Below are 20,780 nucleotides of genomic sequence, written 5' to 3' on the forward strand. Positions count from 1 at the left end.
TCCAGCGAGGGTTGGCACGGCGGCCCAACTGGCTTGTTGTGGCCCGGTAGGATCGGGCCAGCATCTCGAAGTGGCCGAACGATAGCACTTCCTTCGGATGGTCTGCCACAGCAAAGATGTGGGGGAATTTTGGAGGGCCGGCAAATCCTCCGGCAGGAGGCTAAGATTCGCAGAGTAACTGGTTTGGGGCAGGGTAATGGACAAGCGCACCTTCATTGGGATGGTCGAGGCCGGCGAGCCGCTGATCCAGCAGGCTATCGACGCCATGCGTCAGTATCATCAGGCTCAGGACCGTGGTGCGCCACCTGAAGAGGTCGAGCGCCTACGCTTGCTGGCTGAGTCGCTGTTCCAAGTCGTGTCCGACTATCAGCTTCGGGTGATTGCTAAAGCCCGGGGAAAGAATTTGCCGCCTCTTCACTGAGTCGGCCATATCAACTCGGCTCCCTGATTGCGTACATTCCCCACGGCCTTGCCCACCGGGTACCACCTGACGTCCTCAGCCGGGCGGCATCCCGTCTCCACGATCGCAGCAGCGCGCTCAGGCGACGTGGTATGGTCCAGCCACTCTAGAGTGGTCTCTGGCGTGAGCACTAAGGGCTTTCTGTCATCGATGTCGATCAGCCCCTGGTCTGCCGCCGCTGTGATAATCACGAACCCGTCGCGCTCGTCCGGCTCAGTGCCCTGGTGCACATCTGCAAGGGCAGCGAAGTAAAGCGGGGCACCATCCACGCTCGTGATGTAATACGGTTGTTTTCGCTTTGGGTCTACTGGGTCGGGTATCCATTCGAACCATCCGTTCGCTGGCGCCAGAGCTCTGCCACCTGGCCACAGGCCTTTGAAGAATTCCCCTGTTACAACCGTTTCGGCCCGAGCATTAATCGGGTCCGGCCTCTTCCCCTTCGCCCAAAATGGCGACCATCCCCATTTGACCCGATCCACGTTCAGTCCACCACCTACCTGGCGTATGACCTCGACTCGGGTAGACGGCGCCACGTTGTAGCGGCTGATTGGCTCGTGGTCGTAGCCATTAATCACGATCAGGTCCAGTGACAGTTGCCGCAGGTAGTCATCCATCGACTCGTAGATCGAGTACCTTCCGCACATACTTCACCTCTCGTCCGTCAGAATTTTTAACGGCCTGGATTGACCGGGCAGGCGATGCCATATCTACTGTATATACATACAGTTCGCATTGGACCTTCTATCATGACCATCACATTCCTGGGTACGCCAACCGGCGGCACCGAGCCGCTGCCGCTCTATTCGTTTCACGTTCCGGCCGGATTCCCCTCGCCTGCAGCGGACCATCTCGAAGGCCATATCTCCCTTGATGAGCTATTCGACCTCCGTGCGCCCCATGTGTATCTGGTGAAAGTGGAGGGCGATAGCATGCAAGGGGCTGGGATTTATTCAGGTGACATCGTCATCGTAGACCGCGGGCGTGAAGCGGAGCATGGGGACATTGTCATCGCTGCGGTCAACAGCGAGCCCGTTTGCAAGCGTCTGTATCGCCGTGAAGGGGTGGTGATTCTCAAGTCGGAAAATCCGGCATATCCACCGCGGTACATCATGGAAGGCGATGAGCTCGTCGTTTGGGGCGTTGTCCGTTACAGCGTTCGCGACCATGCGCAGTGACCAGGTCTTCGCGCTGATTGATTGCAACTCGTTCTACGCGAGCTGCGAGCGCGTGTTCCGGCCCGACCTGGCCAAGACGCCGATCATCGTGTTGAGCAACAACGACGGTTGCGTGATCGCCAGGTCGTACGATGCAAAGCCATTCGTGAAGATGGGCGAGCCGTACTTCCAGGCGAAGGACAAGCTGCGCCGCCATGGCGTCATGGCCTTCAGCAGTAATTACGCGCTGTACGGCGACATGAGTGAACGCGTCATGACTTTGATCGAATCAATGGTGCCTGCCACCGAAATCTACAGCATCGATGAATGCTTCGCTGACTTGTCCGGAGTACAGGAAAACCTAACCCAGTTCGGGCGGAAGCTGCGGTCCAGGATCTTCCAGTGCACCGGCATCCCCGTGGGAGTCGGTATAGCTGGCACGAAGACGCTCGCCAAGTTGGCCAACCACACGGCCAAGCGCCTGCAGGCGCAGACTGGCGGTGTGGTGGACATTACCGATCCGTTCAAGCGCGATTGGGTGCTGCGCAATACCGAAGTGAAGGAAGTATGGGGTGTTGGCCGGCGGATGACTGCTCACCTCGAGGCAATGGGCATTCACACTGCGATGGATCTGGCCAAGGCTGATGTCTGGACCTTGCGACAGAAGTTCAGTGTGGTGGTCGAGAAGACTGCTCGCGAACTGGCTGGCACGCCGTGCTTGGAGCTTGACGAGGCCGAGCCCCCGAAACAGGAAATCTGCTGTAGCCGGATGTTCGGCAAGCGCCTCACTGAGCTGGAGCCCATCAAGCAGGCGGTGGCCACCTATGTTGGTCGGGCAGCAGAAAAGCTTCGGGCCCAGGGCTCAGTGTGCAAGCGCATGCGCGTGAGCATCCGCACCGGAATGTTTAACCCGGACGAGGCGCACCACGCTCAGGGTGCCCTGGTTGAACTGCCATATCCTACCTGCGACACGCTGCTGATGACTCGATTGGCCACAGAAGCGGTCGACCGCATCTTCAGGCCCGGATTTCGGTACAGCAAGGCAGAGGTGCTGCTGATGGAGTTGCGGCAACCAGGTGAGTTTTCAGAGGATTTGTTTGCGCTCAAGCAATCGGCTGCATGTGACCGACTGATGCAGGTGATGGATGACATCAACGAGCGCTGGGGGAGGGGGACTATGCGGGCCGCCAGCGTGCCGACCACGCCGGACTGGGGAATGAGGAGGGAGATGATGAGCCAATCCTATACGACGCGGGTTGATCAACTGTGGACGGTCAAGTGTTGAGCCTGCCAGTGGCCTGGTTGGCCGAACCCAATGACCAGTCGGCATTAGTGGCGGATCCCGACGAGCGGGCGGCTGTGCTTGCCGAGCTCGCGATTTCCGCGCACAGACGCAGCGACATTGATGCAGACCAACTCGTCGACATGCTGGAGTTTGCCGAGTCTGCGCGGCTATGGGCGCTTGAGAGCGAGGTGGGCGGCCACCTCTATAATGATCTGTCGCTACAAGCGTGATTCATGTCACCACAATAGATGCTGGATGGATGGAAAGATCGGTTCGGAAAACTTCACCATTTCATCTACGGTTTGCACGACAAGTCGGTCGATAGGTCTGTTCTCAGTTGGAGGCCACAGCCGTTCGGCCAACATATCCCGGGAACCGACTTCAACCAGAAGTTTCGAGATGGTGGCTTGAGATTTGGCTCCCAACACGTAGAAAACAGCGCGGCCTATGCTCAAGGTATAGAGGTAGAAAGGCATCTCTGGTGCTGACGGGACATTTCCCCGCAGGTACCTCATGAAGCTGTTGTGGCTGAATCCACTCTGACAAAGCCAGACATAGGTAAGCGGGGGAGGGTCTTGGCTGTTCCGCAGGTGAGGAAAATGCTCATCCGGAAAACCAGGCAGGGCATCCCTGTGAAGAAGTGAATAGACGCCCGCTGTCTTGACTGCCCAGCGAGCTAGTGCCAATCGCCCATTTTGGGGCGGACTGATCGTTCTTCCGTGCAGTAGATCCAAGAGGTTGTGCTCGACCTCATCCTCAAGAGCGTTCATCCAGCTCTCATTGCATTGCTTGCAGACAGAGTTAACGGTTCGATCAAACGGCCCTTGTGGAATCCGGCGCCTAGTCAGCGATACCGTTCCGTCGGGTTTGGAAACTCTGTTCGCCCATTCAACACTTTTCTCAATCGGCGGGAAGGTTTCGTTTAGTTTGTCACGCAGGACATGTTCATTACTGAACTTTATGTCAGGCGGCGATCTGAGGCAGAAGGGACAAGCATTAGGCATTAGAGGGGCCGTCCGGATCGGGGGTGTCAGAAATCAAGCCAGCGTAGGATAGACCCATAGGTACGCAAGCTGTAAGTACTGATTGGCGATACCAATTCTGATACCACTGACTGGGGAATGAGGGGGGGGTGGGGCGTTTGAACCAATGAAATCAACCCCTTGTCACCGCTAAACACCCCCTAAAAAACTGCATGGTGATGTTGGCGGTAAGGATGAGGATAGGTCGCGAAAACTGCTGTATGTATGTACAGACAGCTCGTACCAATTTTTGTACCAATGGCTGTGTTTTCCAGTGGGGAGCAGTGTGACGGGATGGGCTGGAGGGCCCGTAAACACGGGCTTTCCTCCCTCTCGAAAACTCGTCAAACCCCAAAAAACATCTGTGGAGTATGGCCCAAACGCTGTCGAATGCCTTATGACTAAAGGGCGCAAGGTGAAGGAAATTTAATCCTGTACCCATTACGCTCGTTTCCAGCTTCGCCAGTTCAGCCCAGTCGTTGGCGGAATTCAACCACTTGGCGTAGGTCGTCACGAGCATCGCGATCAGCGCGGCTTCTGACAGTATGGGCAACAACGTGGCCGCTGCGAACGCCGCCAGAAACAGCCTAAGGTAGCCGGTGAGTTCGAACACAGCCCTACAGGTACTTGGTGATTTGCTTGAATTCGTCGAGGGCTGAACGATCGCCCTTGCTTAAGGCCGCAACCGAATCTTCCAGGCAATGGTCGATATGGTCCTGAATGAGTGTGCGCTTGGCCTGGCAAACCGCCTTTTCAACCGCATGCAGTTGCTGGGCAATGTCTACACACTCACGTCCGCCCTCGATCATGGCGATGATGCTGCGCAGATGACCGTCTGCCCGTTTCAGGCGCTTGATGATCGCCTCATGGCTCTGGTGAGTATGGGCATGACCCTGCTCGGCATCGTGTTGGTGATCATGGGAGTGATCGGACATATCTTGAGTCTCTGTCGGCGATACATTACGCTGGCGATGCTATCCCCCCCGGGGGGTTAGGTCAAACGTGCAGCTTTGCTGTTGGATCAGCCTCATAGGCACCTGGATGTCTCGTCGTTTCCTGTCATCGACCATGATCGTGGCTTTGGCTATGGCCTTTATGCTGGCCTGGACGGGGCACGCCTATTCGTTGGCAGTACCGCCTCAAGCCGCTGCTCAAGAGGCCTCGGCCTTGAAGCATGGGCATGACCACAGCAAGGACTCGTGGAGCTGCACGCACTGCGCTGACCACTACCACGCGCCGCTCACGCCCGACCATCAGCACGAGACGCCTCAGCTTTCTTCTACCGTGCAGCTAATGCCGATCTTCGGCCCGCCCACGCCGTTGGCCTGGTCAGGCGACTCGTTACCACACCCGCCAATCTTCCGGATCGAACGTCCACCTCGTCCTGCTTTTGCTTCCTGACCCTGGCCGCTTTGCGGCTCTTGATCACTGCAAAAAGGATTGAACCATGCGTTTACACTCCATTCCGGGTGGGAGCTTGCTCGCCGTGCGCGCACGCCATCCTATCTTCCTCGTGCTCCTGTTCGTCGCGTCATTGCTCATCGGCATGCCTGAAGCATTGGCACACGCCGTAGCGGAAGGCGACAAGGGATTCATCCAGGAAAGTTCTGGAGTCATGCTGATCCCGTTCATCTACATGGGCGCCAAGCACATGATGACGGGCTATGACCACCTGCTGTTCCTGTTCGGCGTCATCTTCTTCCTCTACCGCCTCAAGGACGTGGGCCTCTACGTCACGCTGTTTGCTGTCGGGCATTCGATCACGCTGCTGTTTGGCGTGCTCACGGAGATCAGCATCAGCTCCTACATCATCGACGCGATCATCGGTTTCTCGGTGGTCTACAAGGCGATGGATAACCTGGGTGCCTTCAAGCGCTGGTTCAGTTACCAGCCGAACACCAAAGCCGCGACGCTCGCCTTCGGCCTGCTGCATGGCTTTGGCTTGGCAACAAAGATCCAGGAGTACGAAATCTCGGCCGACGGTCTGATCCCCAACCTCATTGCTTTCAATATCGGGGTTGAGATCGGTCAACTGCTCGCGCTGAGCGCCATCCTGATCGTGATGGGCTTCTGGAGAAGAATCGGTGGTTTCTGGCGTCACGCCTATACCGCCAACGTTGCCATGATGAGTGCCGGTTTCCTGCTGATGGGTTACCAGCTGACCGGCCTGATTGTTACCGCTTGAGGATTCTGAACATGTTCAACTCTCCACTTCCTTCGGCAAGCGAACTGCCGAGCAGCCGTCAGCTCATCCGATCGACCGCAATCGCGTTCGCGGTCGCGATGGGGCTTCTGGTCACCGTGGTCATGCCGTCGGAGTATGCCGTCGACCCAACTGGCCTGGGCCGAGCCATGGGGCTTACCCAGATGGGCGAGATCAAGATCTCCCTCGCACAAGAGGCCTTGGCCGATGAGGCTGCTACAAAAGCACCTGCACCTGCTACGCCGGCTCCCTCAGCTGCTCCCGCCCCGGTACCACCAGTTGCAGCGGTGCAGCCTGCCAAGCTAGCAGTGCTGCCAGCGGCAAAAAACGATGAGGTCAGTTTGACCCTCGAGCCCGGCGAAGGGCGCGAGATCAAGCTCGAAATGCGTAAGGGAACTGTCGTTACCTATGAGTGGAATGCTTCGGGGCCGGTTAACCACGACACCCACGGCGAAACCTATGACGCGGCCCAGGGCGACTTCCACAGCTACAGCAAGGGTCGCCAGGTGAAGGGTGACAAGGGTGAGCTGACCGCCCTGTTCGACGGTACCCATGGCTGGTTCTGGCGTAACCGTACCTCGGGCAACGTCACCATCGTGCTGAACACGACTGGCGACTACCTCAACCTCAAGAAATGAAAACAGGTCAGGGCTCGCTTGGTGCGAGCCTTGATCCCTTTCACGACACCTCTGTGGAATCTACGAAATGTCTACCAAACTGCTGCGCTCACTTGCGATAGTCGGACTGTTCAGCCTGCTCGTCGCTTGTGGCGATGCCGAGCCTGAGATCTCGAACGACAACGCGGGCCATGGGCACGCCCACGACTGATGACCCAACCAGAGCCAGGGACGGCTCATCGCCGAGGCCACCTCCGATGGTGCTCATCGATGACAAACGAATGAGCGTGAGATTTGCCACCCGCGACATGAGGATGGTCATCAGATAGATCGTCGTGCTGATGCGCCACAACCTCATGATCGTAATCAGGATGCCAAATCCACTTGCTCAGTACCCATGCAACCCCAGCGAGCAGACCTAGACCGACGAACGCAGCGGTGAGGTTGACGCTGGCTCCCAGCCACCCGGCCAACGGGTAGGTAATCAGCCAACAGGCATGCGACAGGGCAAACTGAGCAGCGAACAACGCTGGTCTATCCTGGGCCGAAGACGACCGACGCAAGATCCGCCCCGATGGCGTTTGTGCCAAGGAATATCCAGCGCCCAGCACCACCCACAGAGCGACCAGGGCCGAATAGCTGGAGACGAAGGCCCCAACCAACAATCCGGCCAACAGAACCGCACCGCCGGCAAGCATGGCCTTACGATCATCGAGGCGCTCCAGAAGTCGCGGAAGCAGCAGCGCCACCACCATCGAGCCTCCTCCGAAGGCCATCAACGCCATGGCCATCGCGCTCTGATTCAGCCCAAGCTTCGCCTGAACCAGCACGACCGTATTCACGATCACCATCGCGCTGGCTGCAGCAATGGCCAGGTTCAGGGCCAGCAGGCCGCGCAGGCGCGGGGTATGCAGGAATATCCGCAGGCCTTTTGTCGTGCGCTCGTAGATGCTCCGTTTGGGCCCGCGAACGACTACCGGCAATACTGCTGAAACCACCATGGCCGCTGACACGAGAAAACCCACGACGGTGCCCCCGAACAGGCTGTGAAAGCTGACCACGGTCAACAGGGCTGCCGCGAGCATCGGGCTGATAACGCTCTCTAGGTCATAAGCCAGGCGCGAAAGTGATAGCGCCCGGGTGTACTCACGCTCGTCAGGGAGGATGTCGGGGATGGTGGCCTGAAACGTTGGGGTAAACGCGGCAGATGCAGACTGCAGCACGAAAATCAGCACATAGACCTGCCAGATTTCGGTTACAAATGGGAGCGACAGCGCCACGGCTGCCCTGACCAGGTCGAGGGAGACCAGCATGGCTTTTCTGGGCAGGTGTTCGGCAAACGCACCGGCAATCGGCGCCACACCAATGTAGGCCACCATCTTGATCGCGAGCGCAGTACCCAGGACGGCGCCGGCCTGTGCGCCGGCCAGATCATAGGCCAGCAGACCAAGCGCCACGGTCGCCAGGCCGGTGCCGATCAAGGCAATCACCTGAGCAATAAACAGGTGCCTGTAAGTGCGGTTTTTCAGGACAGATAACATGGCACCTCTATGCGCGGCTGGAGGCGATCTCTATCGCCTGGACCTCATCAGATCGACAACAGCGTATCCCCCCTGGGGGGATATGGTCAACGCGATTCCATGCTGTTCAGCACGCTCAATGAATACCCGTTGCGTTTGGCTAGATTTAGCTTAATGTAGATGTAGATACATTTTACGTTGAGTCTTCTACATGATTGATTGGTCGCTACTGATCCTTGGGCTGCCGACGGCCAATGCCACCGAGCGTATGCGCGCCTGGAGAACCCTAAAGGCCTCTGGTGCAGCTGCGCTGCGGGATGGTGTGTACCTGTTGCCGGAAAAAAGCGTGGGCCGCGAAACGTTCGAAGCCGTGGAGCGAGATGTGCAGGCCATCAACGGCACGGCATTTCTGCTATCGCTGCCTGAACGCGAGGAGCGCTTCAGTGGGCTATTCGACAGAAGCGATGAGTACGCCAAGCTGATGGAGGAAATTGCAGGCTGCCGAGCTGACCTGTCCCCGGATAATGCGCTGCAGACAGCCCGGCAGGTGCGCAAGCTCAGGAAGGCCTTCGGTCAGTTGGCGGCGATCGACTTCTTCCCTGGCGTGCTCAAGATCCAAGCCGACTCGGCCCTGCAGGAGCTTGAGACCGCGATTGGTCGTGCACTGTCCTTTGATGAGCCGAGTGCGCACGATGAGGCCATCAACCAGCTGGAGCGCAGCGAATACCAAGGTCGCCGATGGGCAACGCGAAAACGCCCGTGGGTGGATCGGTTGGCATGTGCCTGGCTGATCCGTCGCTTCATCGATGCCGACGCCCAATTCATTTGGTTGGACAGTCCCAGCGACTGCCCAAGCGATGCGCTCGGCTTTGATTTTGATGGGGCCCGGTTCAGCCACGTTGGCCTGCGGGTTTCCTTCGAAACCCTCATCGAGAGCTTTGCCCTTCAGCAGCCAGGCATGGCACGTCTGGCAGGCGTCATCCACTACCTGGATGTAGGGGGCAACCAACCTTCCGAAGCACCAGGTATCGAGCGTGTCCTCGCCGGCTTGAGAGAGAGCATCGGCGATGACGATCAACTGACAATGGTCGCCGGAGGCATCTTCGATGGCCTGCTGACGGCTTTCGCAAGTGAGGAAGCCCAAAATGGTTGATACCACCTCCGCAGTGAGCGAGCAGCCGCCATCGCAAGCGACTCAGCAGCCGATTGGCCTCTATGAAGCCTTCCTGTTCTGGCTCAAGTTGGGCTTTATCAGCTTTGGCGGGCCCGCCGGGCAGATCTCGATCATGCACCAAGAGCTGGTTGAGCGCCGGCGCTGGATTAGCGAAAAGCGGTTTCTGCACGCGCTGAACTACTGCATGTTGCTGCCAGGCCCTGAAGCTCAGCAGCTAGCCACCTACATCGGCTGGCTCATGCACCGCACTTGGGGCGGGGTAATTGCCGGCGCATTGTTCGTGCTGCCTTCGCTGTTCATCCTGATCGGTTTGTCGTGGGTCTACGTCGCCTTTGGCGAGGTACCGGTAGTCGCAGGGATTTTCTATGGCATCAAACCGGCGGTCACGGCGATTGTCGTCCACGCAGCCCACCGGATTGGCTCGCGAGCCCTGAAAAATGGCTGGCTGTGGGCTATGGCCGGCGCCTCGTTCGTGGCGATCTTCGCCCTCAACGTGCCGTTCCCGCTGATCGTGCTGGTGGCCGCCATTATCGGCTATGTGGGTGGTCGCTTCGCCCCAAGCAAATTCGTGATCGGTGGCGGTCATGGGGCCGCGAAGAACAGCTATGGCCCGGCTCTGATCGATGACGACACCCCACCCCCTGAGCATGCCCATTTCAACTGGGGGCATCTGGTACGCCTGCTGCTGGTCGGTGCAGGGCTTTGGGCCCTGCCCATGGGGCTGCTGACGCTGTCGTTTGGCTGGGACGGCACCCTGACGCAAATGGGCTGGTTCTTCACCAAGGCCGCGCTGATGACCTTTGGTGGTGCGTACGCTGTGCTGCCCTATGTCTACCAGGGCGCTGTCGGGCACTACGGGTGGCTGACGCCAACCCAGATGATCGATGGCCTCGCCTTGGGGGAAACCACGCCGGGGCCATTGATCATGGTGGTTGCTTTCGTCGGCTTCGTCGGTGGCTATGTGCATCCGATGTTTGGTGCGGAACACCCATTCCTTGCCGGCGCAGTCGCGGCGAGCCTCGTCACCTGGTTCACCTTCTTACCGTCGTTCATCTTCATCCTTGCCGGGGGGCCGATGGTGGAGTCGACTCACAACGAGATGAAATTCACCGCACCCCTGACGGGCATCACCGCTGCTGTGGTGGGGGTGATCCTGAACCTCGCCATGTTCTTCGGCTACCATGTGCTTTGGCCAAAGGGATTCAATGGGGCGTTTGACTGGCCTTCAGCTGTGATCGCGGTTGCTGCAGCAATTGCCCTGTTCCGTTTCAAGCGGGGTGTGATCCAGGTTCTAGTCGCTTGCGCTCTGGCAGGCATGGCAGTCCACATGTTGCGTGTTTGATCCCAGCCAGTTGCCGGCCGTCTTTTCATGACCCATCGCCTGCCGGCACCTTGGCTAGGCTCTGTACGAAAAGAGATGTCGCAAACACCGCATGGAACACGCCATTGAAACCATGGCGGCGTAGCTTTTCGCGAGCTTGTCGAAGCGCGTCACGATGCGGCGGTTCTCTTTCAGCCAACCGAACATGCGCTCGATGATGCTGCACTGTCGGTATTTGGGCCGATCAAACAGTCCGGGTAAGCCAGGCTTGGGTTTCGCTCTCAGGTGCAAGCGTTTAAGCATCTGATCGAATGTCCCCTGGTTTCGCCAACCCCGAAAGCGTTGATACACCGTTGACCACGGGCCAAAGCGCTCGGGCATATCTCGCCACGCAGCACCCGAGCAGAGCACCCAGAGCACGCCATCAAGCATCAGGCGGTCGTTCAGCCGGAGTCGCCCCCGACCATGGGTTTCAGTAAAGAGATCAGCAACCACAATCCAGGCTTCATCCGAGAGTTCGTAACGCTTTGCCATCACAGAGTTCCTTTCCGTAGATGGCGGGGAACCCTACAGAATTTCAGCTTCCGAGGGGCGCCGATTCAGTTTCTCGGGATTTCGTACAGAACCTGATTAGTGTCTTGGATAAATAGTTGCTGAACTGTATTGATGGTTCGTCTATGAATCGGGTGAACAAGTAGGATGCCCCTACTGTTATAGGGAGTAGAAGGGTCATGGCTACTATGAGTGATGTGCCGTAGCCGAGTGGTGAAAGGCTAATGATGATGAATGATCCGAGGAATCCGATAAGGGTGAAGTGAATTAGATACATGGAGTACGAAATTCGTCCAAGGAAGGCGCAGGTCTTGGTCGTCAGTGCGCGCTGGAGTGATGGCAACCCAGAAAGCGCAATAATGCACAGGAAAGCACCTGTGATATGGGAAATGACAAAAAGATTTTTTAGGGGGATTGAGGATATTGGGCGCCATATCAGTAATTCTTGTCCAACATATGGAAATGCGCCTAAATACAGGCCTGCCGTTAGCGCGATAATCGATGTCGTTCGACTTAAAGAAACGCGATATCCAATGACGAGATCTGCCGCTAAGGTGCCGAGTACAAAGCCGAGTAGGTAGGAATCTTTCAGGATGACCACGAGGGCCGCATAGGCAATGATTCTCGCTCGGTATCTACCCAGTATTGGCAGGAGCGCGAAAACCCCAAATGAACCTATGAGCTCAGTGCGAATTGTCCAAAGGACTCGATTGTAGTCTTGCTCTGCGAACAGAAACGTCCCTATTAGCCCTTGCCAAACAGCTGTTGTAATGCTGTCAAAGCCTGAGAAATATTCCTTTTTCGTATACCCAGATAATTCGGTGGTGGCTGCAAAATTTGAGCCGAATGAAATGTATATGAGGCATGGTATTAACGTAGAGGCCAGGGCTGGTATTGCCAGCCTGGGGTATCTCTTGATTGCTGCTTTCAGATACCAGGTTGAGCTATTTTTATTGAAGAAAGGTGCCGCCAGAACAAAACCGCTGAGCACGAAAAATATGGCTACCGCAAAGTTGCCATTGAATATAAGGTTGAGCGGGGAGGCCGATATCAGCGACTCACCGAAATGGTCAGGTGCTGCTCGGAAAAAAGCAGCAGGCAGATACAGCTGTACAAAGTGGCAAAATACTACAACCAGCGCTGCCAATCCGCGCAGCCCATCAAGATGTGAGTAGCGTTCGTTCATCGGTAAGCCTTCCTTTTGACCGCGCGATTGTATTCGCAACACCTGGATTTTCCCAATACTTCGTTCACCGCAATCAAAAAATTCGATGGAATGGGAGGCAGCATGGAACAACTGGTAATCCGCACCATCGGTGCTGGCCTGTTGATCCTGCTGGGCATTGCGCTCAAGCCGGCGCCGAGAAGGCCGTGAGCGATGCCAAGGCCAGCGCTGATGTCGACTACGCCGCGGCAAACCGGCTACAGCAGGAGCGCAATGAGGCGATTTTTTCGTGTGGCATGAATGGTCAAAATATGAATGTGCAGGCATGCTTTAAGGATTCTGCCTTTAAGCTCACGACTCAAGAAGGCGGCAAGCTCTACAATATTTATAATATTTTACAGGCTGGCTCGATGGAGAACGATGGTCTTCATATCGACTTGCCTAAGAGCTTTGAGGTGGCAGCCCGGAATAGCCACACTATTTTGGTGCTTGCGGTTACCATTAAGGACTCAGACGGGAAAACACTTTACTGCTGATCTGCAGGGGCAATAGGGTGCCGTATGCCTGGGTGGGGGTGTTGAGGCTGTCTGAAACGGCCCGAAAGCATCTCGGTTTTACTGGGTGAACGTCGTTGTAACTGGACGAACTGTATTAGAGCGGACGCTTTGTTCAAGGCCCAGATCCTGGTCCTGGCGGTTGTGGCGCATCGCCAGTACGCTGGGTATCATCTTGAGTTGCCAGACTCGCGCAACCAATCAAGGATGAAACCGGCATGTCCGACGCACTTCCCAAGGACCTCTTCAAGCGCTATCGGCGCCCGGGAAAGCTCAAGGCTTTGCCCGGGCTGATCAAACAACGGCTGATGACACACGAACCCAAAGCGCGCGGCTTGTGGCTTTTAACCGCTGTCACGCTGTGTTACCTGTTTGTCGAATTCGCTTTCAGTGCCACGCTGCTGGGCGTCATGGCGGGTAACGATAGCCACGATATAGAAAGAGCCGAGCAGTTCGGGCGGGTGCTGTCAGGGTTTGCCGTAGCACTGCTGTTCTGGCCTGTTGTCTTCGCGCGTTCGCGTGACTGGGGGCTCATCGGAGGGATACTGGTTTTGGGTTCGGCTGCGGTCATTTACGCGGTTGCCCAAGGCGAGCGAAAACTGATCGATACGCTGGTTGAGCGGTCGACGGCCGAGAGCCGTGCTGCTGCCGTAACCGGCACACTGCTTCGCCAGGGCCTGGCTACAAACACCATCAACGCCGACATGCTTGAGGGCCTGTGGTCTGGGGCGACGTCGCAATCGACAGCCGGTAAGGCCTTTGTCAGCGTAGTGGCCTACATTGCCACGGAATCTGACTCGGCACTTGCTCAGACGCTGGTACTTGCACCCGATGTAGTCCGGGGGGTAATTGAGCAGGACACGGGTGGTCTCGACAGCGAGTATCAACGTTACCTTGAAAGCCAGGCCAGCATCCGCGATCGCTACAATTACCGCTATGTGCAAGGCTTGGCGGATTTCCGCAAGGAGATGAACAAGGTCCCGGCCCGCGCGAACCGCATGTGGGAGGATTACCTGGACCGCCTGGACGCCAAGAACCGCGACTGGGGGCGGGCCCGGATCGGGCGCGCGCGAACAGGCAACGAGCTGGTGCCGGCCTTTGTTGCCCCGCGGGTTCGTGCCGAGGTGCGCAAGATGGGGCTCGACGTGAAGGACTCGTGGCGCACGGGCGACAAGGCGACTTTCGTGCGCCTGGCCGAGTCGAAGCTGCGCAAGCACATGCAAGAATCGCTGGCTAAGGAGCTGGACGGCTTGCCCTACAACCTGTCGCTGGCGGCCTTTGCTGCTCACCCGACCGTGCAACGCAAATGGCGACTGCAACTGCATTATCCCGAGAACGTCAGCGGTTTGTCCTTGGCCGGCCTGAGCCGTGAACAATTCGAGCAACGCTATTACCAGCGCGCGCTCAGCGGCCGTACCCGCGACGGGCTGGAAAAGTACGCCGGCCAGGTTGCCGACTACCGTGACGGTGGCCCGCGTGAGGCCGAGGGCAAGAAGGCCTATGAAGCCATGATTGCGCCGGTGTTCGCCCTGACCCTGTCTTTGCTTGGCGCGATGGTTCACCTGGGCAAGTCAGCCTTGCTGCTGATTCAGGTGAAGTCCGGGTGGCGCTTCAAGAATGCGCTGATCAAGTCATGTTGCCTGGGGAGCGGGATACTGCTGGTGCTGCTGCTGGGGCGGGTGTTCATCAGTACCGACCTGACCTCGCACCCGACATACCAGGCCTGGATCCGAGCGGGCGGCCAGCAGAGCGCCGGTGCTTATGCCCTCGATACCATGATCAAAGTGGAGACGCTGGCTTATCCGGTGCTCAATGTGCCCCGGCAGATGATTCTGTTCGTGGTCAAGGCGGTCGACGAGCGAGCACGCGCTCAAAGGGCGCAAGCGCGCTTGAACATGGGGTCTTAAGTGCACGGCCCCGGAATGTAATGGTTGGACGTACAGCTTGCTCGTACCCGTTTTTGTACCAGAGGCTGTGTTTTTGAGGGGGGTGCAACGTTTTGTCGAGGGCTGGAAGGCGCGTAAATATAGGCGTTCTCCACTTTCGGAAACTCGCCTGAAAAATGCATACAACGCGCGGCGAAGAAACGCATCAAGAGGCCATGAGGTATGCCGCTACGCCCTTGGCCAAGCGCCAAGGCTTCCAAAGTGAAAGATGATCGAACCATCGGCCAGCGTTGCCGGCCAGCCCTGCAACCGCGATGTAGACGAACCACTTTCGCAGCACTCTGGACAACTTTCTTTTCATGAATCGCAACAATCGGCACACCATTGAAAAATGGTCCTGTCACAAAAACGAAAAAGCCCAACATCGTGTTGGGCTTCAGCGTCACTCCTCAACACCAGCAGGAATGACAGGATCGGGCAAATCTACGACACGGCGCCCTGATACTGCAAGCCCTATCGAGCGCCTCTTTCATGCAACGGCGCAATGCGGACCGAGCCGCTGCTGGCGCTAGCCTTCAGGAGGCGTGATGCCGCATACGAACTCATTCGAGCCAAGGCGATGTGAACCGTACTCCACGACATAGCCCGCTCCGAGGCGCTCAGCCTCCGCGTTGGCTGTCACCTGGTCGGCATAGACGTCGACAAAATGCCATGGATGTCTATCCCGGAGGACACCCCATCCAAGTACCCAGCCCTCCTTGCCGGGATCTGGAGGCAGGTTTCTCGCCATGCTACGAATAACCATCAATCTGTCCGTAATATGGGGAACTGCTCCGCTGGATTGCGTGATTCGGCGTTCATCAAGTCGCACGCAGCTGCAGCCTGGGACTTATTGACAAAGCCGCGCCTGAGTCGTTGTTTCTCCTGGTTGTCGTAGATGTCGAAGCCGCCCGACGTGGTAGTGGCATAGAACCGGTTGCCAATGCGGAAGGACTCGCCTTCCACTGGCACAGCAGGAACGATCACGAATCTTGGTTGCATGTTTCACGCCTCCCCAGGCAGATAGCTAATTATTAGTCTGATACCGGGAAGGCAACAATATGACTCATCGAGACTAATCAATGGCGTGGCGTGTCACGCCTGTTCGCCATTAGCTGCGGGCAGTCGGTATCCCGATGCAACCTGTGACGGGGTGGGGCATCGGGATCTCTTGCCGGCTTTCGACGCTCAGCGGTGGATCAGCGACAACTCGCTGATAATACAGATCGAACCGTCATCGGCGGGTGTCGAGTCGGTGTAGTCCACCTGGTTGTAGATGCCGCCGTGGAACTCGAACAGGCGTGACGCCCAGGTATTGTCCAGCTGCAAATCACCCGACGAGCCTGATACGCCATTGCATTTGGCCGTTACGTTGACCATGCCATCTGACGTGGTGTGGATGCTCACATTGAACGTCGCCCCCAGTGGCACCCCTTTCAGCACTGTCGAGTTCACCGGGTCGGCCTGGTTGTAGGTGCGCCGAAACCCCAACGTGATGTTGCCCTTGTTCCAGAACACTTTCACGGGCGGGCTATCGTCCCCACGCACGTGCATCTGGGCAATGACCACCTTTTGCGCCGAGTTGACCTTGGTCAACGTCATTGCCTGGCGGTTCCAGTGATCCTGGGCACTGGCCAGTGTCCAGTCTTCAGTTTCTGTCCATTCGCAGCGGGTCCTGCGGGTGCTTTTGCTTGAAGCACCTTTGGTGGGGGCTGAGAACTGGATCGAACCGTCGCTGAGCACTTTCACGATATCCGGAAACCGGACAATCGCTTCGGCGCCGTTGAGTTCGAGGGCTACGCGATTGGTCGAGGATACGGCTACTGGCGTGGCGATGGTCAGGTTACTGATGTCTACCGTCATGAGAACTCCTGGCAAAAAGCTGGGGTTGGGTGGGGTGTGCTCTGGCTGCCGGGGTGGTGGCTGCTGGAATGAAGTTAGCGGCAAGCTAAATTATGCTCAATAGCTTTCGGCTAAATAAATTTCGCTTTGCGACAAATTACCCGTTAGCGAAATTTTTCAGCGCCAGGGCTTTACGCTGGATTTGGCGGTAAGATAAGCTCTCCTCGAATACTGTACGAATATACAGCTATCGGGATGAGAGTATGCCTATGCACATGAAATCAGCACCCCACCCGCCCCAGGCGATGACCGGAATAGAACGGCTTAGCCTGAGGGTCTCGTCGATGATCAACCACCCGCTTGCGCAGACGCAGCGTTGGGTCTTGGTGCATCGCCTGGATACCGACGGTGATGCGGAATGGGAGGAAGTCATGGGTCTGCTGTCCGACACGCCCGAGTTGGACCTGACCTTCAACGACGACGAGAGCGTTACCGTGCGTTGGGCGCGCAGCAGCCTGGAACAGCGCGACGACTTTATCGTTGAGCAGGACAGCAAGCAGGAGGTGGAAGAGGAGGCGCCTTTCTGAGCATCATGAAAAGCCCGCCTGTGGGCGGGCTTCGACATTAAACCAGGTGCGCGTTCCACACCAGCAGCACCCGGGCCTGGATGTAGGTTTCGTCCCGGCGAATCATGCGGTCCTTGTGCCGTGAGTTGTCGGAGATCATCTCGAAGTGGTCTTCATCCGCGATCTGCAACCGCTTGATGTAGATGTGGTCACCCCAGGAAAAGAAGTAGATCCCGTCGCCCACGAACTCGCGGATACTCACGTCCACGATCAGTGGGTCGCGGTGCTTGATGGTCGGCTCCATCGACTGGCCCCAGCCGGTCACCATTTTCAGGTGGTGATGCTCACTGAACGTCACGCCCAGCTCGCGCAGATGGCTGGGGCTGACGCGGATGTCCTTGAACATCTCGGGGTAGTCGTGGGCAATCTGACCTCCGCCCATGGCGGCCCGTACGTCATAGTGAGCAATCCATACTTCGTCACCCACCAGGCCGGGGCGAACAAGCTCAGCCTTCACCAACGTGGCATCCTGCGGTTCTTCGGCAGCGGCCAGCAACCTTTGCCGTGTCTCTTCGGGGATGCCCCTGCCGCTTCTGGCAAGCATCTGCCTGACCAGGTCGGCCGCAGAAAGCTTGCTGTCGCCAGCTTCCGCTGGCACCTGCGCGGGTTCACCTGCCGAGAGTGCGTCGAACCAACCGTGTGGCAAGCCTTCGATGCCCTCGATTCTGCGGGCTACGTCATCGCCCAGGTTTTTCGCGGTCTTGTCAGAAAGGATCTGGCTAAGGTGTGCAGGTGCCATCCCCCAGCGCTCTGCGCAGGATCCTTTTCTCTGGCTGCCGATCAGCTTGACCAGGTTGTGCTTGCGAATGTCGTAGATGTCCATGGGGCAAAGCATGCCAGTGTTTAGCTTGCTGCTAAATGTGCGCATGGCTAAATTGCCTCTTGTGATGATATTAGCTGTAGGCTAAATTAAAATGGCAAACAAGAAAAGCCAGCGAGACATTTTTCTCAAGGGCTCATCACATCATCATTTGTAATGAGGTTCACATGGATCCGACCGACCTTGGCCCGGGCACAGTCACTTGGCTGAGCGGTACGGGCACGGTGTTGCTGGGTGCATTTCTGTGGCTGCGCAAGTGGTTGTCCAGGGATGCAGCCGAGCGTGCGATGGACAGCGCAGACATTGCAGCTATCCGCCGCCTGATCGAGCTGCTGGATATCGAGCGGGATGCCCGCCGAGAGGCCGAAACCAAAGCGGAGCAGTTGGCCAAAGAGCGCAACGAACTGGTGATGACTGTAGGGCGGCTGCAGGGCAAGGTCATGGCGCTGAGCAGCCAGCTGGGCCGTAGCGCGCAACGCTGAGCTGGCGGTCGGGGCAAAAAAAAGCCCGCCAGATTGGCGGGCCATAAGGGCGTAGGGAGCAACGCACAACAAATTCGGTCAGGCAACCAGGGTGCCTGGTTGCAACTGTTCCACCAGCGCCTGGGCTGAGGCCAGTGTCGGCATCGGGCCGCTCACGGCTTCACCGTTGCTTACCAGGTACCAGCAAGCCAGTAGGCCCTTCTCACGCAGTGAGGCGGGGACGGCGCTGCCGACGACGGACATGATATGGATAGTGGCCATGGGGACCTCCTGCAAGACATGGCACTACCATACGCAGCAGCCGGGGCGGTTTGAAATCAACATGCTCAATAGTGGTCATTAGTTCTATCAACCCTTACCAGCGTGGCGGGCCGTAATACACCGGCGGCGGACCGTAGTAGGTGCGGTAGCCCGGGGGCGGTGGCGCGGGTGCGTAGTACGGCTGGTAGTACACAGGCTGCGGTGGCGGTTGCACATAGACCGGTGGCGGCCCGTAATAGACTGGCTGGCGTTCGACATACACGGTACGGTCACGCCCGCCATACACCGTCGCCCCGACCACCGCGCCGACCACCGCCGCGCCCAGGAGCGGGCCCGGCCCATACCAACCACCGCCGCCATGGCCGCCGTGCGCAGCAGCAGGCCCGCTGACAGCCAAGGCACCGACCAGCAGGGCGATGCCGGGAATGAGACGGTTCATAAAACAACCTCGCAGGGAAACCCCTCGTTCGGGGCCTTAATACTATGACTCCAGTGTTCGTCAGCTGAGCACAGGGGAACGGTAAAGGTTATGTAAGGGACGACCAGTGGTTGCCTCTGGTACGCTGCATAAACGTTTCAGTTATGACAAAGGAGCAGGTTATGTCGACAACTCCCAGCAGGGACACTGTATTGTGCATCTCTCTGGCCGGGCGCCCCGGCACCTTCGGCGTGCGTTTTCACAACCACCTGTACCAGCAACTGGGCCTGGACTTCTATTACAAGGCCATGCGCACTGATGACCTGCCTGCGGCGGTGGCGGGTATCCGTGCGTTGGGTATCCGCGGTTGCGGTGTGTCGATGCCGTACAAGGAGGCCTGCATGGCCCTGGTCGACGAAATCGACCCGTCGGCGGCGGCTATCGAATCGGTCAATACCCTGGTCAACACCGATGGTCATCTGAAGGCGTACAACACCGACTACCTGGCCGTGCGCCAGTTGCTGGCGGAACATCAGGTCGACCCGGGCACCGCTTTTGCCCTGCGCGGCAGTGGTGGCATGGCCAAGGCCGTGGCCAGTGCCTTGCGCGATGCCGGCTTTGCCGAGGGCATCATCGTTGCGCGCAACGAGCAGGCCGGGCGCCAGCTGGCGGATGTGTGTGGCTATCGTTGGCTACCTGAGCTGGGAGACATCTGCCCGCCGATGCTGGTGAACGTGACGCCGATCGGGATGGCGGGTGGGCCGGAGGCCGAGGAGCTGGCGTTTTCCGAAAATGCCATTGCGACGGCGGAGCGGGTGTTCGATGTGGTGGCGATGCCGGCGCAGACGCCGTTGATCCGCCGGGCGCAGGCGTTGGGCAAACCAGTCATTACCGGGTTGGAGGTGATTGCGTTGCAGGCGCTGGAGCAGTTTGTGCTGTACACCGGCGTGAGGCCGACGCGGGCGCAGGTGGATGCGGCAGTGGCGTACGCCCGGGATATCTAGTTACTCCTGTACCGGCCCTTTCGCGGCTTTAGCCGCGAAAGGGCCGGTACAGGCTAAAAGGAGGTCAGAACACCTTGTGCCCTTCATCCAGTTGCTGATCCACCAAAGCCCGGCCATGCGCCAGCGACACATGCTGCGCATTCTCAAGGTCGGAGAAAAACTTCATCGGCATCGACATGCGCCTGCTGGTATGCCCGTCAGGGGCAGTGATCAGGCAGCCGGCGGCATAGGGCAGGGGGGAGTCGGGGTGGGGCATCACGCTGGCGGTGATGGTGTGCTTGCGGTATTCACAGTGAAGAGATTGCATCGTCCTTACCTCGCTGTGGCATGTGAAGCAGTTACCTTCATATACCACAGCAAGGGGCCGGGAGTTCC

28 protein-coding genes are annotated in these 20,780 nt (G+C 57.9%); 14 read left to right on the forward strand and 14 right to left on the reverse strand.

What is annotated here, in order from left to right; translation table 11 throughout:
- Window positions 1–196 precede the first annotated feature (196 nt).
- Entirely contained in the window at window positions 197–421 is a 225-nt protein-coding gene (locus QQL85_RS08985) for a hypothetical protein (RefSeq protein ID WP_284355724.1), read from the forward strand.
- On the opposite strand, the gene QQL85_RS08990 is transcribed toward QQL85_RS08985, so the two are convergent.
- On the reverse strand, window positions 415–1,104 hold the full coding sequence (locus QQL85_RS08990) for an SOS response-associated peptidase family protein (RefSeq protein WP_284355723.1): 690 nt from the start codon (window positions 1,102–1,104) through the stop codon (window positions 415–417). The two genes, QQL85_RS08985 and QQL85_RS08990, sit on opposite strands and share 7 nt — an antisense overlap.
- Window positions 1,105–1,206: 102 nt before the next feature.
- Between QQL85_RS08990 and QQL85_RS08995 the strand changes: the two genes are divergently transcribed.
- From QQL85_RS08995 to QQL85_RS09005, 3 genes are read left to right on the forward strand one after another with little or no spacing between them, the layout of a single operon-like run.
- A complete protein-coding gene (locus QQL85_RS08995) occupies window positions 1,207–1,635 on the forward strand; it encodes a LexA family protein (RefSeq protein ID WP_284355722.1) in 429 nt (142 codons plus the stop codon).
- Window positions 1,625–2,899 (forward strand): translesion error-prone DNA polymerase V subunit UmuC, encoded by a 1,275-nt coding sequence (umuC, locus tag QQL85_RS09000; RefSeq protein ID WP_284355819.1) that lies wholly within the window; start codon window positions 1,625–1,627, stop codon window positions 2,897–2,899. Before QQL85_RS08995 ends, umuC begins: the two co-directional genes overlap by 11 nt.
- Complete coding sequence (locus QQL85_RS09005) at window positions 2,893–3,129, forward strand: hypothetical protein (protein ID WP_284355721.1); 237 nt, start codon at window positions 2,893–2,895, stop codon at window positions 3,127–3,129. Before umuC ends, QQL85_RS09005 begins: the two co-directional genes overlap by 7 nt.
- Before the next feature lie 6 nt (window positions 3,130–3,135).
- On the opposite strand, the gene QQL85_RS09010 is transcribed toward QQL85_RS09005, so the two are convergent.
- Window positions 3,136–3,669 (reverse strand): hypothetical protein, encoded by a 534-nt coding sequence (locus QQL85_RS09010; RefSeq protein ID WP_284355720.1) that lies wholly within the window; start codon window positions 3,667–3,669, stop codon window positions 3,136–3,138.
- Window positions 3,670–4,538: 869 nt separating this feature from the next.
- Window positions 4,539–4,856, reverse strand: coding sequence for a metal-sensing transcriptional repressor (locus QQL85_RS09020; protein ID WP_284355719.1), 318 nt, complete (start codon window positions 4,854–4,856; stop codon window positions 4,539–4,541).
- Between the two features lie 512 nt (window positions 4,857–5,368).
- On the opposite strand from QQL85_RS09020, the gene QQL85_RS09025 reads away from it, so the two are divergent.
- The 3 genes from QQL85_RS09025 (at window position 5,369) to QQL85_RS09035 (ending at window position 6,952) form a co-directional block, all read left to right on the forward strand.
- The gene (locus tag QQL85_RS09025; protein WP_284355718.1) at window positions 5,369–6,106 is read left to right on the forward strand and encodes a HupE/UreJ family protein; all 738 of its coding nucleotides are present in this window, start codon (window positions 5,369–5,371) and stop codon (window positions 6,104–6,106) included.
- Between the two features lie 11 nt (window positions 6,107–6,117).
- On the forward strand, window positions 6,118–6,762 hold the full coding sequence (locus tag QQL85_RS09030) for a hypothetical protein (protein ID WP_284355717.1): 645 nt from the start codon (window positions 6,118–6,120) through the stop codon (window positions 6,760–6,762).
- Window positions 6,763–6,829: 67 nt separating this feature from the next.
- On the forward strand, window positions 6,830–6,952 hold the full coding sequence (locus QQL85_RS09035; protein WP_284355716.1) for a hypothetical protein: 123 nt from the start codon (window positions 6,830–6,832) through the stop codon (window positions 6,950–6,952).
- A gap of 25 nt (window positions 6,953–6,977) precedes the next feature.
- Here the strand turns inward: QQL85_RS09035 and QQL85_RS09040 are convergent, their stop codons facing one another.
- Complete coding sequence (locus tag QQL85_RS09040; protein WP_284355715.1) at window positions 6,978–8,282, reverse strand: MFS transporter; 1,305 nt, start codon at window positions 8,280–8,282, stop codon at window positions 6,978–6,980.
- A gap of 190 nt (window positions 8,283–8,472) precedes the next feature.
- Between QQL85_RS09040 and QQL85_RS09045 the strand changes: the two genes are divergently transcribed.
- On the forward strand, window positions 8,473–9,414 hold the full coding sequence (locus QQL85_RS09045; protein ID WP_284355714.1) for a chromate resistance protein ChrB domain-containing protein: 942 nt from the start codon (window positions 8,473–8,475) through the stop codon (window positions 9,412–9,414).
- Window positions 9,407–10,777: a chromate efflux transporter gene (chrA, locus tag QQL85_RS09050; RefSeq protein WP_284355713.1), complete on the forward strand. Its 1,371-nt coding sequence runs from the start codon at window positions 9,407–9,409 to the stop codon at window positions 10,775–10,777. The genes QQL85_RS09045 and chrA overlap by 8 nt, the downstream gene beginning before the upstream one ends.
- Window positions 10,778–10,831: 54 nt before the next feature.
- Here chrA and QQL85_RS09055 read toward each other — a convergent pair whose 3' ends face one another.
- Together QQL85_RS09055 and QQL85_RS09060 are read right to left on the reverse strand one after the other, a co-directional pair.
- The gene (locus QQL85_RS09055; RefSeq protein ID WP_284355712.1) at window positions 10,832–11,290 is read right to left on the reverse strand and encodes a transposase; all 459 of its coding nucleotides are present in this window, start codon (window positions 11,288–11,290) and stop codon (window positions 10,832–10,834) included.
- A 43-nt stretch (window positions 11,291–11,333) separates the two neighbouring features.
- Window positions 11,334–12,494 (reverse strand): acyltransferase family protein, encoded by a 1,161-nt coding sequence (locus tag QQL85_RS09060; protein ID WP_284355711.1) that lies wholly within the window; start codon window positions 12,492–12,494, stop codon window positions 11,334–11,336.
- A gap of 185 nt (window positions 12,495–12,679) precedes the next feature.
- On the opposite strand from QQL85_RS09060, the gene QQL85_RS09065 reads away from it, so the two are divergent.
- Window positions 12,680–13,009 (forward strand): hypothetical protein, encoded by a 330-nt coding sequence (locus QQL85_RS09065; RefSeq protein WP_284355823.1) that lies wholly within the window; start codon window positions 12,680–12,682, stop codon window positions 13,007–13,009.
- A gap of 236 nt (window positions 13,010–13,245) precedes the next feature.
- Window positions 13,246–14,934, forward strand: coding sequence for a hypothetical protein (locus tag QQL85_RS09070; protein WP_284355710.1), 1,689 nt, complete (start codon window positions 13,246–13,248; stop codon window positions 14,932–14,934).
- Here QQL85_RS09070 and QQL85_RS09075 read toward each other — a convergent pair.
- The 4 genes from QQL85_RS09075 to QQL85_RS09090 form a co-directional block, all read right to left on the reverse strand.
- Entirely contained in the window at window positions 14,931–15,359 is a 429-nt protein-coding gene (locus QQL85_RS09075; protein ID WP_284355709.1) for a hypothetical protein, read from the reverse strand. The two genes, QQL85_RS09070 and QQL85_RS09075, sit on opposite strands and share 4 nt — an antisense overlap.
- Before the next feature lie 122 nt (window positions 15,360–15,481).
- Window positions 15,482–15,718 carry a hypothetical protein gene (locus tag QQL85_RS09080; RefSeq protein ID WP_284355708.1) on the reverse strand — a complete coding sequence of 79 codons (237 nt, stop codon included), beginning with the start codon at window positions 15,716–15,718 and terminating at the stop codon, window positions 15,482–15,484.
- The gene (locus tag QQL85_RS09085; protein WP_284355707.1) at window positions 15,718–15,954 is read right to left on the reverse strand and encodes a hypothetical protein; all 237 of its coding nucleotides are present in this window, start codon (window positions 15,952–15,954) and stop codon (window positions 15,718–15,720) included. The genes QQL85_RS09080 and QQL85_RS09085 overlap by 1 nt, the downstream gene beginning before the upstream one ends.
- A 186-nt stretch (window positions 15,955–16,140) precedes the next feature.
- A complete protein-coding gene (locus QQL85_RS09090; protein ID WP_284355706.1) occupies window positions 16,141–16,815 on the reverse strand; it encodes a polysaccharide lyase family 7 protein in 675 nt (224 codons plus the stop codon).
- 242 nt (window positions 16,816–17,057) lie between these two features.
- Between QQL85_RS09090 and QQL85_RS09095 the strand changes: the two genes are divergently transcribed.
- On the forward strand, window positions 17,058–17,381 hold the full coding sequence (locus QQL85_RS09095; protein ID WP_284355705.1) for a DUF1654 domain-containing protein: 324 nt from the start codon (window positions 17,058–17,060) through the stop codon (window positions 17,379–17,381).
- A 37-nt stretch (window positions 17,382–17,418) separates the two neighbouring features.
- Here the strand turns inward: QQL85_RS09095 and QQL85_RS09100 are convergent, their stop codons facing one another.
- Window positions 17,419–18,243, reverse strand: coding sequence for a S24 family peptidase (locus QQL85_RS09100; protein ID WP_284355818.1), 825 nt, complete (start codon window positions 18,241–18,243; stop codon window positions 17,419–17,421).
- Between the two features lie 164 nt (window positions 18,244–18,407).
- On the opposite strand from QQL85_RS09100, the gene QQL85_RS09105 reads away from it, so the two are divergent.
- Window positions 18,408–18,722, forward strand: coding sequence for a chemotaxis protein (locus QQL85_RS09105; RefSeq protein ID WP_284355704.1), 315 nt, complete (start codon window positions 18,408–18,410; stop codon window positions 18,720–18,722).
- A 78-nt stretch (window positions 18,723–18,800) separates the two neighbouring features.
- Here the strand turns inward: QQL85_RS09105 and QQL85_RS09110 are convergent, their stop codons facing one another.
- Window positions 18,801–18,983 carry a hypothetical protein gene (locus QQL85_RS09110; RefSeq protein WP_284355703.1) on the reverse strand — a complete coding sequence of 61 codons (183 nt, stop codon included), beginning with the start codon at window positions 18,981–18,983 and terminating at the stop codon, window positions 18,801–18,803.
- A 94-nt stretch (window positions 18,984–19,077) separates the two neighbouring features.
- Window positions 19,078–19,422 (reverse strand): hypothetical protein, encoded by a 345-nt coding sequence (locus QQL85_RS09115; RefSeq protein ID WP_284355702.1) that lies wholly within the window; start codon window positions 19,420–19,422, stop codon window positions 19,078–19,080.
- Between the two features lie 161 nt (window positions 19,423–19,583).
- Between QQL85_RS09115 and QQL85_RS09120 the strand changes: the two genes are divergently transcribed.
- Window positions 19,584–20,405, forward strand: a complete 822-nt coding sequence (locus QQL85_RS09120; protein WP_284355701.1) for a shikimate 5-dehydrogenase — start codon at window positions 19,584–19,586, stop codon at window positions 20,403–20,405.
- A 64-nt stretch (window positions 20,406–20,469) separates the two neighbouring features.
- On the opposite strand, the gene QQL85_RS09125 is transcribed toward QQL85_RS09120, so the two are convergent.
- On the reverse strand, window positions 20,470–20,712 hold the full coding sequence (locus QQL85_RS09125) for a hypothetical protein (protein ID WP_019099472.1): 243 nt from the start codon (window positions 20,710–20,712) through the stop codon (window positions 20,470–20,472).
- Between the last annotated feature and the right edge of the window lie 68 nt (window positions 20,713–20,780).

This window comes from Pseudomonas putida (genome assembly GCF_030159595.1).
Classification (GTDB): domain Bacteria; phylum Pseudomonadota; class Gammaproteobacteria; order Pseudomonadales; family Pseudomonadaceae; genus Aquipseudomonas; species Aquipseudomonas putida_AC.

Bases quoted from the DNA above. Each gene is read 5' to 3' on its own strand.
- QQL85_RS08985 (WP_284355724.1), top strand. From the start codon at position 197: ATGGACAAGCGCACCTTCATTGGGATGGTCGAGGCCGGCGAGCCGCTG.
- QQL85_RS08990 (WP_284355723.1), bottom strand. From the start codon at position 1,104: ATGTGCGGAAGGTACTCGATCTACGAGTCGATGGATGACTACCTGCGG.
- QQL85_RS08995 (WP_284355722.1), top strand. From the start codon at position 1,207: ATGACCATCACATTCCTGGGTACGCCAACCGGCGGCACCGAGCCGCTG.
- umuC (WP_284355819.1), top strand. From the start codon at position 1,625: ATGCGCAGTGACCAGGTCTTCGCGCTGATTGATTGCAACTCGTTCTAC.
- QQL85_RS09010 (WP_284355720.1), bottom strand. From the start codon at position 3,669: ATGAACGCTCTTGAGGATGAGGTCGAGCACAACCTCTTGGATCTACTG.
- QQL85_RS09020 (WP_284355719.1), bottom strand. From the start codon at position 4,856: ATGTCCGATCACTCCCATGATCACCAACACGATGCCGAGCAGGGTCAT.
- QQL85_RS09025 (WP_284355718.1), top strand. From the start codon at position 5,369: ATGCGTTTACACTCCATTCCGGGTGGGAGCTTGCTCGCCGTGCGCGCA.
- QQL85_RS09030 (WP_284355717.1), top strand. From the start codon at position 6,118: ATGTTCAACTCTCCACTTCCTTCGGCAAGCGAACTGCCGAGCAGCCGT.
- QQL85_RS09035 (WP_284355716.1), top strand. From the start codon at position 6,830: ATGTCTACCAAACTGCTGCGCTCACTTGCGATAGTCGGACTGTTCAGC.
- QQL85_RS09040 (WP_284355715.1), bottom strand. From the start codon at position 8,282: ATGTTATCTGTCCTGAAAAACCGCACTTACAGGCACCTGTTTATTGCT.
- QQL85_RS09045 (WP_284355714.1), top strand. From the start codon at position 8,473: ATGATTGATTGGTCGCTACTGATCCTTGGGCTGCCGACGGCCAATGCC.
- chrA (WP_284355713.1), top strand. From the start codon at position 9,407: ATGGTTGATACCACCTCCGCAGTGAGCGAGCAGCCGCCATCGCAAGCG.
- QQL85_RS09055 (WP_284355712.1), bottom strand. From the start codon at position 11,290: ATGGCAAAGCGTTACGAACTCTCGGATGAAGCCTGGATTGTGGTTGCT.
- QQL85_RS09060 (WP_284355711.1), bottom strand. From the start codon at position 12,494: ATGAACGAACGCTACTCACATCTTGATGGGCTGCGCGGATTGGCAGCG.
- QQL85_RS09070 (WP_284355710.1), top strand. From the start codon at position 13,246: ATGTCCGACGCACTTCCCAAGGACCTCTTCAAGCGCTATCGGCGCCCG.
- QQL85_RS09080 (WP_284355708.1), bottom strand. From the start codon at position 15,718: ATGGTTATTCGTAGCATGGCGAGAAACCTGCCTCCAGATCCCGGCAAG.
- QQL85_RS09085 (WP_284355707.1), bottom strand. From the start codon at position 15,954: ATGCAACCAAGATTCGTGATCGTTCCTGCTGTGCCAGTGGAAGGCGAG.
- QQL85_RS09090 (WP_284355706.1), bottom strand. From the start codon at position 16,815: ATGACGGTAGACATCAGTAACCTGACCATCGCCACGCCAGTAGCCGTA.
- QQL85_RS09095 (WP_284355705.1), top strand. From the start codon at position 17,058: ATGCCTATGCACATGAAATCAGCACCCCACCCGCCCCAGGCGATGACC.
- QQL85_RS09100 (WP_284355818.1), bottom strand. From the start codon at position 18,243: ATGGACATCTACGACATTCGCAAGCACAACCTGGTCAAGCTGATCGGC.
- QQL85_RS09105 (WP_284355704.1), top strand. From the start codon at position 18,408: ATGGATCCGACCGACCTTGGCCCGGGCACAGTCACTTGGCTGAGCGGT.
- QQL85_RS09110 (WP_284355703.1), bottom strand. From the start codon at position 18,983: ATGGCCACTATCCATATCATGTCCGTCGTCGGCAGCGCCGTCCCCGCC.
- QQL85_RS09115 (WP_284355702.1), bottom strand. From the start codon at position 19,422: ATGAACCGTCTCATTCCCGGCATCGCCCTGCTGGTCGGTGCCTTGGCT.
- QQL85_RS09120 (WP_284355701.1), top strand. From the start codon at position 19,584: ATGTCGACAACTCCCAGCAGGGACACTGTATTGTGCATCTCTCTGGCC.
- QQL85_RS09125 (WP_019099472.1), bottom strand. From the start codon at position 20,712: ATGCAATCTCTTCACTGTGAATACCGCAAGCACACCATCACCGCCAGC.